This window comes from Proteus sp. G2674, assembly GCF_009915195.1.
In the GTDB taxonomy this organism is placed as follows: Bacteria; Pseudomonadota; Gammaproteobacteria; order Enterobacterales; family Enterobacteriaceae; genus Proteus; species Proteus mirabilis.
Genome location: NZ_JAABLS010000042.1, coordinates 1 through 13383, shown reverse-complemented (window position 1 = coordinate 13383; position 13383 = coordinate 1). Strand labels below are relative to the sequence as shown.

Here is a 13383-nt window from a genome sequence, read left to right as displayed (position 1 = left end):
ATAGTTAACCTTGCAATTTTTTGAAAAAAAAGGACAAGAAAAAGTAAAGAGGTGTAAACGTGGCGTGTAAATATTTTTCTTATTAAACAATAAATTATGAAAAATAAAATAAAAAAATTAACAATTAGACCTTTAAGAGAGAAAGTGTAATTTTTTATTGAAAAAAAACTATTAACTAAATCTATTGGTGGATTTTTTGACTATTTTCTTTGCGGGGTACGAAAGCTTATCCATGAGTAAATAAGATTAAAAAATACCACCGCAGCGGTGAAATAAAAAACAGCTCTAAATCCATAATTGGCCGCAACAAACGCGCCCATTAACGGTCCAGTAACATTTCCTACATCTCGTAAGGCTTGATTATAGCTGAAAATTCGACCAGCAATTGCAGGCGTAATATTGTATAAAATAAGCGTTTGTACCGCAGGTAACATGGCAGCGTTTACCGCACCCAATAAAAAACGTAATGCGCCTAGTTCCCAATAATTACTGACGAGTGCCATCGGAATAAGCATAAAAATAGATAAACCCAATGTGAAAATAAGCACCTTATCAGGGCCTATGCGATCACCTAATTTACCAAAACGAGGGGCACTAATTAAAGCGGCAATACCGGGAACAGATGCAATCACACCACTAATAAAGGCAAGATTACTGATAGAGCCGGCTAGATCACGGATATAAAGTGTTAAAATAGGCGTAACAGAGCCTGTTGCCACTTGGATAATCATGGTGGTAAAAAACAGGCAAATGACTAATCTTTTATTTTTGAGTGATGAAAAAACTTGCTGGGTGGATAATGCATCTTTTTTAGAAACAGGGGTAAAATTTTCGCTAACAAAAAATAGGGTCACTATAAAACAGATAAATAAAACCGCGGCTGTAATAAAGAAAACCGGACGTAAACCGTAGAGATCGGCAAGCATTCCACCAATTAATGGCCCAATTAATGCGCCACTTACCGCACCCGTAGAAAGGGTTCCTAACGCCCAACCACTTTTTTTAACGGGCACTTGCGTGGCGATAAGAGCATTAGCATTGGGCACAAAACCCCCTAATACCCCTAATAAAGCGCGTAAAATTAACAGTTGCCAAATATTTTGAGCAAAACCAATGAGTACCATGACGATCGCCATACCTAAGGCAGAACGTAATAGCATTAATTTGCGTCCTTTTCTATCTGACAATTTTCCCCAAAAAGGTGCCGCTATGGCAGAAAAGAGAAACGTAATACTAAAAGCGACACCAGTCCATAGGTTTAAGGACTCATGATCTTTAATGCCAAGTTCTTCTACATACAATGGTAGAAAAGGCATAATCAAGCTAAAGCCGGCACCCGTTAAAAAACAACCAAACCAGACAATGTAGAGATTTCGTTTCCAAGAATTGTTGCGGGGCTTTAGGTTCATGTCACTCCTTTATCTAAGAATGTAAACGAAGCACATAAAGTGAGAATAATGGTGTTTGCGTTGTCTTTTTTATCTCAATGTTGGTTATCTATTCTTAAATAAGAATATCGCCATAATACAAAATAACAACGATAGGTAGTGCTTTATAATGTGTTTATTTGCAGGAAATAATAGTAGTGAGTATGGCTAATTTTATGATTTTAGTCTTGTATTTTAATCTTGGTTAAGAGAGTCAATCTGTTTGTCAGTGACTGTTTTTTATTAAAACAGTCACTGATGGGGACTAGTGTACTTTCTTTATCTCATTATATAAAGAAGCTTCTCCAGGTGGGCGGGTTTTAAAACGACGGTGTAACCACATATATTGATCAGGAGCACGTAAAATTTCTTGTTCGACCACTTTATTCATTGCGATAGCGGTGTTTTCTTCACTATCGATGGGAAAATCAGCTACGGCAGGTGAAATAATCAGTTCATAACCTTTTGCTTCAGGTAAGCGCTTTGGTGTAAACGGGATCAAAGCCGGATGACTGGTTTTGACTAGAATATAGGTTCCTGTTGTTGTCGCTGCTTTATCTACGGCAAAAAGTGGGGCAAAGACACTCTTTCGTGGGCCGTAATCGTGATCAGGGGCATACCAGAGGATCTCTCCAGCTTTTAAATTGCGGATCATACCTTTGACATCTTTTCTATCTAACATAAATTTGTTAGAACGCAAACGACCCCAAGTTTGTAACCAGTCCATAACTGGATTGTCATTAGGGCGATACACACCAATACCGGGGTTTAGCATGCCAAATATACGTGCACCTAACTCTAGAGTTAAAAAGTGTATACCAACGACAATAATACCTTGGCCAGTTTCTTGTACTTTTTGAATATTTTCTCTACCACTGATTTTAAACCAACGTTTCACACGCCAATCAGGCCAAAACCAAGCCATTCCTGTTTCAAATAGCCCCATACCTACGGACTCGAAGTTTTTATTCACTAACGCTTCACGTTCATTTTTAGGCATGTCAGGAAAACATAGCTCAAGATTACGTTCTGCTATTTGTACACGTTTTTTTAAAAAGACTTTAGATAAACGACCTAGCCGTGTACCCAACCAGTAGATAACGGGATAAGGGAGCAGAACGAGAAGATAGAGTAATCCTATCCCCAACCATGTCAGCCAATATTTGGGCTGTAAAAATGATGTTTTAAATGGAGGTGACTTTATCATAAGCCTATCTATTTACTATTTTTCCAATGAATATTCTATATTGTGACACTTTTTACCGCAGATCAGAAATTTTGTCATAAATTTGGCGCTACAATATCAATTCCTTGTAATGCGGTAACTAATTCTGCGATATTTTTAACGGCCATTTTATCCATCACTTTTGCTCGATGTACCTCAACTGTTCTGATAGAAACACAGGCAGTTTCAGCAATTTCTCGATTCATTAGGCCTTGAATAACATAATATGCAATATCTTTTTCTCTTGGTGTCAGTGAGGCATAACGGCGACGGATATCATCAGCCGTAAAGCGTGTTGCAGTTTCAGTAAAGGCGGATTTCAGTGCAGAGAGTAATGCATTGCTATCAACGGGTTTTTGTAAAAAATCAATAGCACCTTTTTTTATTTCTTCAACCGCCATCGGAATATCACCATGACCCGTTAAGAAAATCACTGCTAGCGTACTGTGTTTTTCAATTAAATATTGATGTACTTGTCTACCATCTGCTTTAGGCATTCTCATGTCTAACAGCACAACCCCTTGCTGATAAAGGTCAATATTATGGAGAAAATATTCGCTGTCATTCCAAACCTGCGCCGCATAACCTAAGCTTTCTAATAGAAATTGGCAAGCATCGGTGACGGCGAGATCGTCATCAACCAGATGAATTGTTGGCATTTTTCTTCCTCTAATTATTGTTATTGGGGAAAATAAGGGTGATTTTTAATCCAACATTATTTTGCTTATCTTTTTGATTTTCTATGTGAATATCAGCACCTTGTGAATTTAATAAGCGTTGGCAAATCACCAAACCTAAACCAAGACCTTCTGTTTTGGTGGTTTGAAAAGGGGAGAAAGGTTGTTCAAGCTGGCTATGGCTCATTCCTCCCGCATCATCTTTGATCACAATTAACAACCTATCAGGCGCTTTATGGGTGCTTATCTGTAGCACTTTAGTACCCGCCTGTAGGCTATTGGTGATCAAATTAGATAATATTTGCTCTAATAATGTTTCAGGTAAGTATAGGGTATCATGTTTATCAATCTTAGTGATCAGAGTCACTTGTGGATATTTTTCATCAATACGTAATAACCGCCAAATATGTTCAATACATTGGGCAATATTTTGTTCTGACAGTGGCACTGTATCACTATTTGCTGATTGCTTACCTACCCATAAACGTAGATTGCGAATAATATCTGCGCCACGTTGGGCTTGTTGGTCTATCTGTCGTAAAGCGGGGAGTAATGGATGATTTTTGTTCTCTTTTTCTAGGCGGATCGCACTACCTTGGGCATAACTTTTGATCGCAGAAAGAGGTTGATTAAGCTCATGAGCAAAGCCTGACGCCATTTCACCTAAAATATTTAAACGCTGAGCTTGTTCTAATGCCTCTTTTTGCTCTCTTAAATGGATATGCGCTTGTTCTAATTGATGGCTACGTCTTCTGACCAAATAACTAATCCAGATTTGGTTGAAAACCAGTAAGATAATGGCACCCAATGATAATCCGATAATAAAACGGTGCTGGATAGCCCAAATTTTCGCATCTTGCCAAAGTTGTCGCTGCCTTGGGTGTTGGTTGACTTCTCGGAGTAAATTTTCCACTTGAGAATGAGAAGCGGGAGCCCCCCATTTCATGGCGTCGCTTTCATCATTGAGTAATGTTCGTGTTACTTTATCCACTAATGTGTCAGGAACAGTATCTAATGCAGCAAATGACCAATTAGGATAGAGCGGAGTACTGGTTAAACAAGAAGTATTGGTAGAATAATTTAATAATGGACGATAATCTTCTTTATTAATAAGACCTTCGTTATCCATATTTTCTAATAAGCAAACTGGGATGATCGCTGCATTAATATCGCCATCACGTAATAAGTAAAGTAACGCATCAGCCGGAAAACCACTAAAACGTAATGTAAAATCCTGTTCAGGATCAATCCCTTCTTCACGCAGTGCTTTGTAACCTAACAGATATCCACCAAAGGCATCTGGTGCAATGGCGCCAACACGCTTTCCGACTAATTCATGAATCGATGTGATTGCGCTGTCTTTGCGCACCAAAATAAGGCTACCAATCACATTTCTTGTTGTGTTATCCGGCTCATAACCCGAGCGTAAAGAGAGTAACCAACGTAGCGGATATGCACTATCAAGCTGGACAAATTGCGCTGGATTCGTCAATAGAAAATCTACTCTCTTGTCCGCCACGGCTTGCTTCATTTCTGACAAGTTAAGTGGTAACAGCAGAAAGCTATCTGTGGGTATTTGTTGATCTAAGGTATCGATAAGCGGTTGCCAATGTCTTTGTGTTGAGGCGTCGCCTCGCAACGCTAACACACCAATAGTCCACTCTTTGGCAACCGCAGAAGAAGAGAGTAGAAAAAAGAGCAGTAATAAGCTCAAACTAGCGATTTTTTTTATCCCAATTGTCTGTTTTATCGTCATAACTATCTAATGTTAAATATTGTTTTGGATCAAGTTCGCACCGAGTATGTGGTAAACCACAATAGGTGGAGGACTCAGTAATTTTTACAATGCCATAAATACTTATTTTCTATTCCCTTCGCTCAATGTGGCAGGTATTTACTGAGTGATACTGGAGACAAATATGGATCTTGGTAAACGAAAATTCTTACAACAATTAGGGGTCCTTACCGCAGGTGCTTCACTGGTTCCTCTCTCTCAAGCAGGCATTAAACTATCCCCAGAGCGCCGTGAAGGCTCAGAGGATAAACGTTATGGCATGCTGATCGATCTGCGTCGTTGTGTTGGGTGTCAATCTTGTACAGTGAGCTGTACGATTGAAAACCAAACGCCACAAGGACAATTTAGGACGACAGTAAACCAATATCAAGTTGCTATCAAGGGGCAAGAGGAGATAACGAACGTCTTACTCCCTAGATTATGTAACCATTGTGACGAGCCTCCGTGTGTACCTGTTTGCCCTGTTCAAGCAACATTTCAACGCAAAGACGGGATCGTCGTGATTGATAATGAACGTTGTGTAGGTTGTGCTTATTGTGTGCAAGCATGTCCTTATGATGCCCGTTTTATCAACCATTCCACTCAGACAGCCGATAAATGTACTTTTTGTGCTCATCGCCTAGAAGTTGGGTTATTACCTGCCTGTGTTGAATCTTGTGTGGGGGGCGCTCGTATTATCGGTGATATGAAAGATCCACACAGCACGATAAGTAAAATGATCCGCGAGCATGAACATGAATTAAAAGTACTTAAACCAGAAAGTGGCACCTTGCCACAAGTTTTTTATCTTGGTTTAGATGATGCATTTGTGCAGCCATTAGTTGGACAAGGGCAACCCGCATTATGGCAGGAGGTTCACTTATGATTTCATCCGTTTCGCAAATTCAAGAAGTGATAGCGATCCCCCAAGAATACTTTTGGTTACCTTGGGCAGTTCAATATTTCTTTTTTATCGGCATTGCGTGTTGCGCAACACTTTATGCATGCTGGCAATGTTGGAAAGGGCGTACAGGTAATCCTCGTTTAGAAGCTGTTGCGGTTTTTATTGCCGTTACGGCGGGGATCACCGCCCCTTTAGCATTAACCGCTGATCTCCATCAAACAGCACGTGTTTGGCATTTTTATGCTTATCCAACTCCTTGGTCGTGGATGGCATGGGGATCACTATTACTGCCACTCTTCTCTGCATTTAGTATTTTGTACTTTATTGCCATGGTCGTGCGTTTAGTGTGGAAACGTGAATATAAGTTAACGCGTTGGGTTGCTTTAGCCTGCGCCTTAACCTCGATAGGTTTATTGCTCTATACCGGCCGTGAAGCTTCTATTTTAAAAGCAAGACCGGTGCTTTATACCTACTGGCTGCCGATATTACTGTTTTTTAGTGCCATGCAAGTATTGCCTACGCTATTAGCATTAGGTACGCGACGAGAGCCTGTGTATCAGCGTGAACTGGCTATGTGGTTTATCGGATCTTTAATGTTACTTGCTGTATGTACAGGTTTTTGGATTGCGGGGGATACTATTTCAGGACAAGCCATTAGGCAACAATTGGCAATGGGAAGTTTAGGCTGGTGGAGTGCGATAGGGGTTATTGCCTTATGGATAGTGTCTGTTGCTATGGGCGGATTAATGGCAAAACAGGCTCGCTCAGTGGCATTTATTACCGTAATGGCTTTTATTTCAATGGGATTAGCGTGGGTATTACGTTGGCTAATGTTAATGGGAAGCCAATATATTCCCAAATATAACATTATTACCAATCCTTATCAGTTCCCGCTGGGTAATGATGGATTATTAGCGATTGTTGGAACATTTGGGCTTTGGATAGCGTTAACCATTATATTCAGAGAAAGTATTCGTTGGGTTGTCAGGAGAGTACAGCATGGCTAAGTTTACAAGACGTCAATGGCTTAAAGGTGGATTGGTTATCGGTGGTATTGCCGCATTTGCTGCCAGTTATCGCGATGTTGCTAAGCGTGCTGTCGACGGTCTCGTTGATGGGACTTCTGGTAAGGTTACTTTGGATAGGATCAACGGTAACTCTTTATTACCAGAAGGTAAAATCACGGCGAAAGCGAATTGGCAACCTAATACCAATCAAGCTGTTTGTATGACTCAATGCTTTGGTTGTTGGACTCAGTGCGGTGTGCGTGCGAGAGTCGATCGTAACAATAATCAAGTATTACGTATTGCAGGAAATCCTTATCACCCATTATCTCAGGATATCCATTTTGGTTATAACATGCCAATAAAAGAAGCCTTTGAAAAAATGGGGGGCGAAAGTGGTTTAGCTAACCGCTCTACGGCTTGTGCTCGTGGTGCGACAATGATGGAAAGCCTCGATAGTCCTACTCGTATTCTTGAACCCATGAAACGAGTGGGTAAACGAGGTGAGGGGAAATGGCAACGAATTAGCTTTGAGCAACTGATCAAAGAAGTGGTTGAGGGGGGCGATTTATTTGGTGAAGGGCATGTTGATGGCTTACGTGCTATCCGCGATTTAGCAACACCCATTGATCCTAAACAGCCAGCCCTAGGACCTAAAGCAAATCAGTTATTAGTTACTAATGCTGGGGATGATGGCCGAGATAGTTTTATTCGTCGCTTTGCTCAAAATGCCTTTGGTAGTAAAAATTTTGGGGCTCATGGCTCTTATTGTGGATTAGCGTATCGTGCCGGCTCCGGTGCATTAATGAATGATCTGGATAAAAACGCTCATGTGAAGCCTGATTGGGATCATGTTGAATTTGCACTATTTTTAGGTACCTCACCTGCGCAATCAGGTAATCCATTTAAACGTCAAGGTCGCCAATTAGCGAATGCGCGTATTCGTGGTTCGTTTAACTATGTAGTTGTGGCACCTGCTTTGCCATTAACCACCACGTTAGCTAATGATCATGGCCATTGGGTACCCGTACAACCGGGAACAGATGCTGCTTTAGTGATGGGTATGATCCGCTGGATCATTGAAAACAAACGCTATAATGCTGAGTATTTATCGGTGCCCAGTGAAGTGTCGATGAATAATGTTGGAGAGCGAAGCTGGACTAATGCGACACATTTAGTCATTAGTGATGAAAATCATCCACTGTCAGGGCAGATGTTAACCGCCGCGCATCTTGAGAATATTGCCGATGGCGAAGCGCAAAATATGGTTATAGCCCTTAATGGACAGCTTACAGCAGCGACGCAAGTAGACAAAGCACAGCTTTTTGTTACTCAAAAAGTGACATTAAAAACAGGTATTGAGGTTACAGTAAAATCAAGTTTCCAATTATTAACTGAGGCAGCAAACCGCATGTCATTGGCGGAGTATAGTGAACGTTGTAAAGTACCTGAAAGCACTATTATTGCCTTAGCGCGTGAATTTACTGACTACGGACGAAAAGCTGCGGTTATCTCACATGGTGGCATGATGGGGGGAAATGGTTTCTATACGGCGTGGAGTGTCATCATGCTAAACGCTTTAATTGGAAATCTAAACCTGAAAGGGGGGGTATCTGTCGGTGGAGGTAAATTTAATGGTGCGATAGATGGCCCTCGTTACAACATGGATAGTTTTAAAGGCAAAATTAAGCCTAAAGGAATGGTGCTATCGCGCAGTAAAGCGGCCTATGAACAATCTGATGAATATCGTGAACGGATCGCAAAAGGGGAGTCTCCTTATCCTGCTAAAGCGCCGTGGTATCCGTTTGCCGCAGGGCAATTAACAGAGCAACTGGGGTCGGCATTAGCGGGTTATCCTTATTCATTAAAAGCATGGATAACCAATATGACGAACCCGCTATACGGTATTGCAGGTATTCGCCAAGTTATGGAAGCGCGTCTTAAAGATCCACAGCATCTACCATTGATTATTGGTATCGATGCTTTTATGAATGAGACCACTGCACTGGCGGACTATATTGTGCCTGATACGCATAACTTTGAAAGTTGGGGATTTAGTGCGCCGTGGTCTGGTGTACAAGTCAAAGCCAGTACGGCACGTTGGCCGATTGTAGAGCCTCGTGTGGCGAAAACAGCCGATGGTCAACCTATATCAATGGAAACTTTCTGCATTGCGGTTGCTAAAGCATTAGACTTACCCGGCTTTGGTGAAAATGCGCTAGAAGATAAAGATGGGCATTTCCACGCAATTAATAGTGCTGAAGATTATTATCTGCGTGTAGCGGCTAATATTGCCTTTATGGGCGAGCAGCCTGTAGCACCTGCCAGCCATGAAGATATTTTATTAAGTGGTGTCGATCGTATTCTTCCTGCTATTACTGCCACTTTAAAAGAAGAAGAAGTTCTAAGGGTGGCGAATATTTATACTCGTGGTGGTCGTTTTGCCCCTTATGATAAAGCATGGAATGGTGATGCGACAGGCCCGCAATGGAAGAAACCATTACAGATCTGGAATGAAAATGTAGCGAAGAATCATCATGCTATTACCGGTGAGCGATATAGTGGTTGCCCAACTTATTATCCACCGCGTTTATCTGACGGTAGCGATATACATCAACATTTTCCACAAGAGCAATGGCCATTAAAACTGATGTCCTTTAAATCTCATGTGGTAAGTAGCTCAACGGGCATGATCCAACGTTTAAGAATGGTAAAACCAAGCAATTTAGTCGCGATTAATCCGCTAGATGGTGAAAAATGGGGGATCAAGCATGGTGATAAAGTGCGCATAGTGACCCCTGGAGGAGAGGTTGAGGCTGAAATTAGTTTATTAGAGGGGGTTATGCCTGGAGTGTTAGCGATTGAACATGGTTATGGACATAAAGAGCTAGGCTCACGTCAACACTATTTAGATGGGCAACCATTAGCTATGGATAAAGCAATAGGTAGTGGTATTAACTTAAACGACTTAGGCTTTGCTGATCCAACACGAGAAATAACGAATACTTGGTTAGATTGGGTTTCTGGTGCCTCTGTACGTCAAGGATTACCGGCAAAGATTGAGCGTATCGCCTAATAGTATGTAGCAATAGTGTCTTTTTGTTGTTGATGACTCTATTGGTGCTCACTTCACTCTAGGATAGCTGTAAGAGTGAAGTGAGTCATGCAATGACATATTGTGCTTATTAATATGTTTAGTGTCATATTGAATATGAAGAGGATTTTTTATGTTATAAAACGTTGCTCTTAGGTGATTAAATATTTTTAATTTTTGATATGTTCACCCATATTTATAATCCTATTATAGAGTTTAATGTTAAGTAATAGGAGTTTGTTATTTCCTCAATTAATTAAACTATTAGCTTCATAATTTCATTCCATAAAATATATCAATCATTAAACGATAAGTTTGTATTTATTTCTCATAGATATATTTTAATATATTATATATAAAGAAGAGTTCAATTCTATTTTTTACATTTATTTTTTCAGTAATATGTCTTTTATGCGAATAAACGGTGCTATTGCTAATTTTTAATTTTTTGGCAATTTGATAGTTAGGCAATTCTCCCATCCAGTAATTTATGATTTTTTGTTCTTGTATGCTAAATATTGAGCAAAGAGAATGTTTATAAGTGGGGAAAAAAACTTGGCAACGAGAAGTTAATGTTGATGTTCTCTCTAATACCCAAGGTAGTACTCGTTTGGCAAGGATAAAACAGTTATTTGTCAAGGCGATAGGTCTATCTTTGTCTGGATAGTTGGCATCAATATAGAGGTATAAACGACACTCTTGAGTCAGTGAAAAGAAATATTGTAAGTGCTGACAATGTGCCACTTCACGACAATATTTAGTGAGATCAATAAAAATAATATCAGGCATAGAGTTATTAATATAATGATTAGCTTCTTCAATAGAAGACATATCAATAATTTCATGCCTTACATTTTTTTTTAAGAAGAAATGCCGAATACCATTACGAGTAAAGTAACACTCATCAATAATTAATATTTTCACTAATAACTTCCTTGTGATATCTATTTTCAAGTTATTAAAATAAAGATAACATAGTTTTATGTCAATTCGGGTTATATATCATTTTGTGAAAGATATATCGAATAAAAAGAAAATTATAATAACTTAATTAAATATAAATTAATTTATAATAATAACTAATTAAAAAAACAGTATGAAAAATTGAAATGCTAGGGATAAGTAATAGAGATAAACGAAATAAAAATGAAAGGTGATTAACAATAAAAACGAGACAGGAGTACGAAAGTACTCCTGCTTGGTGTCTTAATGCTTTTCTCGAACTTATCTTTTTATCAATGCTTGGTGTTGTCTGATACAAAATCTTCAGATGATTCAATTTTATCAATACCTGCTTGAAGAATATAAATCAACTGTTTTGCTACATCAGTAGTAAGCCAAAGTGTTTTATCAACCACTGCATTGTCTGGATGGTGTTCGTTTTCAGGAAGATAATGTAAACGTAGCATCATCGCATCATAGATATCTACAGTGCTAATATCCCAGCCTACAACAGGATGTGTTTGAATAACTTCATTTTTTCTACTCATAATACCTCCTAATCATACAACCGGTTTTGACTAAGAGAGAAGCCCCCACTAAGTGGTTACTTTCCAGTATACGAAATTTGGCGCAATAAAAAAGCTAAATTTTGATGAAAAATGGAAAAGTACAACGAGGAATAGCAAAAAATATGCACCATAACTATCCCAGATAAGGGGTTATATGGTGCATAAAGAGAAGATATCAAGTCACTAATTGATTAATCGACACTAATATCCCAATGAATATCTTCATTTGCTAAGAAGGGGATTAATGCTTCATCACCACTCATAATTTTTGCAGGTGCAGTAACGGATTTTTCCGTTAAGGTAATAGTGCCTTCATTAACCGGTAAACCATAAAAACGTGGGCCATTGAGTGAACAGAAGGCTTCAAAGTGAGAAAGGGCATTGAGCTCTTTAAATACGCTAGCATAAGCTGCTAAAGCGGTGGGGGCGTTAAACACGCCAGCGCATCCACAAGATGATTCTTTGCGATGTTGTAAATGAGGTGCGGAGTCAGTACCTAAGAAGAAACGCGAATGGCCTGATGCAACGGCTTGCCTTAATGCCTCTTGGTGTACATTACGCTTAAGGATAGGTAAACAGTACAAGTGCGGTTTCACACCACCGACAAGCATATGATTACGGTTAAACATTAAGTGTTGTGGTGTAATAGTTGCACCAAGAAATTCATTTCCCTCTAAGACATACTGTGCCGCTTCTTTGGTGGTGATATGTTCAAAAACAATTTTTAAGGCAGGAAATTGTTTGCGAACGGGAGCCATCACGTTATCAATAAAACGAGCTTCTCTATCAAAAATATCGATATCTGATGCAGTAACTTCCCCATGAATAAGCAATGGCATACCTATTTTTTCCATCACACTGAGAATAGGATAGATTTTATTGATATCGGAAACACCATGACTAGAATTTGTCGTCGCATTGGCAGGATAAAGTTTACAAGCAGTAAATACGCCTTGTAGAAAACCTTGTTCAACTTCTGATGGCAGAGTGCTATCCGTTAAATAGCAGGTCATTAATGGTTCGAATTTATCACCACTAGGAATAGCTGCTTTTATGCGATCACGATAACGACGGGCGGCTTCAATGGTGGTGATCGGGGGAACAAGATTTGGCATTACGATAGCTCTGCCAAAATAACGACTGGTATAAGGAACAACGGTTTTTAGCATGTCATCATCACGAAAGTGAACATGCCAATCATCAGGACGGCGAATAGTGAGGGTGATAGGTTGTGCAGTGGTCATATACCGGCTCCGTGTGTCTTAGGAAAATCGAAAGATCAACGATTGGATTGGACTGGATAGTCAAGCCGGAAATGAATAGTAATACGAAAACGATTAAATAGCTACCTTTTTAATGGTATTTTTTTATTGTGTGTGAGGGAAAACAGAGAATAAAATCAAATAGTTACGATGGTAATACTAATAGAAATGGCTCCTCCAACTGGACTCGAACCAGTGACATACGGATTAACAGTCCGCCGTTCTACCGACTGAACTATGGAGGAACATCATTAAGTGGCGTGTATCATATAGTGGTAAAATTGAGATGTCAAAGGTCAATCGTAGATATTTGTTTAAATGGATAGATAAACAGCAAGTTGCATCAATTATCAGCGAATAATGAACAAGATGCCGGGATTTATAGGATGAAACAGGGAAAAATTTATTTTTCAGCATGCTAAGTGTGGGATGCTATTGGCTAAAAAGCAAAAAGCCCGCATAAAGCGGGCTTTTCTAAATTTGGCTCCTCCAACTGGACTCGAAC

At 39.6% G+C, this 13383-nt stretch carries 10 protein-coding genes and 1 tRNA gene; 3 read left to right on the top strand and 8 right to left on the bottom strand.

Annotated features, from left to right (window positions below):
- Positions 1-200: 200 nt before the first annotated feature.
- The 4 genes from mdtG to ttrS all read right to left on the bottom strand — a co-directional run bounded on the left by mdtG (position 201) and on the right by ttrS (position 5085).
- Positions 201-1409 (bottom strand): multidrug efflux MFS transporter MdtG, encoded by a 1209-nt coding sequence (gene mdtG / locus GWI58_RS16775; RefSeq protein WP_094959510.1) that lies wholly within the window; start codon positions 1407-1409, stop codon positions 201-203.
- A gap of 283 nt (positions 1410-1692) precedes the next feature.
- Complete coding sequence (locus GWI58_RS16770) at positions 1693-2634, bottom strand: Kdo(2)-lipid IV(A) acyltransferase (RefSeq protein WP_004243585.1); 942 nt, start codon at positions 2632-2634, stop codon at positions 1693-1695.
- Positions 2635-2708: 74 nt separating this feature from the next.
- Complete coding sequence (gene ttrR, locus GWI58_RS16765) at positions 2709-3311, bottom strand: tetrathionate respiration response regulator TtrR (protein WP_004243584.1); 603 nt, start codon at positions 3309-3311, stop codon at positions 2709-2711.
- 10 nt (positions 3312-3321) lie between these two features.
- Positions 3322-5085, bottom strand: a complete 1764-nt coding sequence (gene ttrS / locus GWI58_RS16760) for a tetrathionate respiration histidine kinase TtrS (protein ID WP_017628017.1) — start codon at positions 5083-5085, stop codon at positions 3322-3324.
- Positions 5086-5248: 163 nt separating this feature from the next.
- On the opposite strand from ttrS, the gene ttrB reads away from it, so the two are divergent.
- From ttrB to ttrA, 3 genes are read left to right on the top strand one after another with little or no spacing between them, the layout of a single operon-like run.
- Positions 5249-5989 (top strand): tetrathionate reductase subunit TtrB, encoded by a 741-nt coding sequence (gene ttrB, locus GWI58_RS16755; protein ID WP_161769404.1) that lies wholly within the window; start codon positions 5249-5251, stop codon positions 5987-5989.
- Positions 5986-7014, top strand: coding sequence for a tetrathionate reductase subunit TtrC (gene ttrC, locus GWI58_RS16750; RefSeq protein WP_017827842.1), 1029 nt, complete (start codon positions 5986-5988; stop codon positions 7012-7014). Before ttrB ends, ttrC begins: the two co-directional genes overlap by 4 nt.
- Positions 7007-10087 carry a tetrathionate reductase subunit TtrA gene (gene ttrA / locus GWI58_RS16745; RefSeq protein WP_110229102.1) on the top strand — a complete coding sequence of 1027 codons (3081 nt, stop codon included), beginning with the start codon at positions 7007-7009 and terminating at the stop codon, positions 10085-10087. The genes ttrC and ttrA overlap by 8 nt, the downstream gene beginning before the upstream one ends.
- Before the next feature lie 339 nt (positions 10088-10426).
- Here ttrA and GWI58_RS16740 read toward each other — a convergent pair whose 3' ends face one another.
- The 4 genes from GWI58_RS16740 to GWI58_RS16725 form a co-directional block, all read right to left on the bottom strand.
- Complete coding sequence (locus GWI58_RS16740) at positions 10427-11029, bottom strand: response regulator transcription factor (protein ID WP_004243578.1); 603 nt, start codon at positions 11027-11029, stop codon at positions 10427-10429.
- Between the two features lie 311 nt (positions 11030-11340).
- Positions 11341-11595 carry a biofilm formation regulator BssS gene (gene bssS / locus GWI58_RS16735; protein ID WP_004248355.1) on the bottom strand — a complete coding sequence of 85 codons (255 nt, stop codon included), beginning with the start codon at positions 11593-11595 and terminating at the stop codon, positions 11341-11343.
- Between the two features lie 212 nt (positions 11596-11807).
- Complete coding sequence (gene pyrC, locus GWI58_RS16730; RefSeq protein ID WP_094959507.1) at positions 11808-12860, bottom strand: dihydroorotase; 1053 nt, start codon at positions 12858-12860, stop codon at positions 11808-11810.
- Between the two features lie 187 nt (positions 12861-13047).
- A tRNA-Asn gene (locus GWI58_RS16725) sits at positions 13048-13123 on the bottom strand.
- Positions 13124-13383: the final 260 nt, after the last annotated feature.

Excerpts from the sequence above, each read along its gene's own strand:
- ttrR (WP_004243584.1), bottom strand. The coding sequence starts at position 3,311 with ATGCCAACAATTCATCTGGTTGATGACGATCTCGCCGTCACCGATGCT.
- bssS (WP_004248355.1), bottom strand. The coding sequence starts at position 11,595 with ATGAGTAGAAAAAATGAAGTTATTCAAACACATCCTGTTGTAGGCTGG.
- ttrA (WP_110229102.1), top strand. The coding sequence starts at position 7,007 with ATGGCTAAGTTTACAAGACGTCAATGGCTTAAAGGTGGATTGGTTATC.
- ttrB (WP_161769404.1), top strand. The coding sequence starts at position 5,249 with ATGGATCTTGGTAAACGAAAATTCTTACAACAATTAGGGGTCCTTACC.
- pyrC (WP_094959507.1), bottom strand. The coding sequence starts at position 12,860 with ATGACCACTGCACAACCTATCACCCTCACTATTCGCCGTCCTGATGAT.
- GWI58_RS16770 (WP_004243585.1), bottom strand. The coding sequence starts at position 2,634 with ATGATAAAGTCACCTCCATTTAAAACATCATTTTTACAGCCCAAATAT.
- ttrS (WP_017628017.1), bottom strand. The coding sequence starts at position 5,085 with ATGACGATAAAACAGACAATTGGGATAAAAAAAATCGCTAGTTTGAGC.
- mdtG (WP_094959510.1), bottom strand. The coding sequence starts at position 1,409 with ATGAACCTAAAGCCCCGCAACAATTCTTGGAAACGAAATCTCTACATT.
- ttrC (WP_017827842.1), top strand. The coding sequence starts at position 5,986 with ATGATTTCATCCGTTTCGCAAATTCAAGAAGTGATAGCGATCCCCCAA.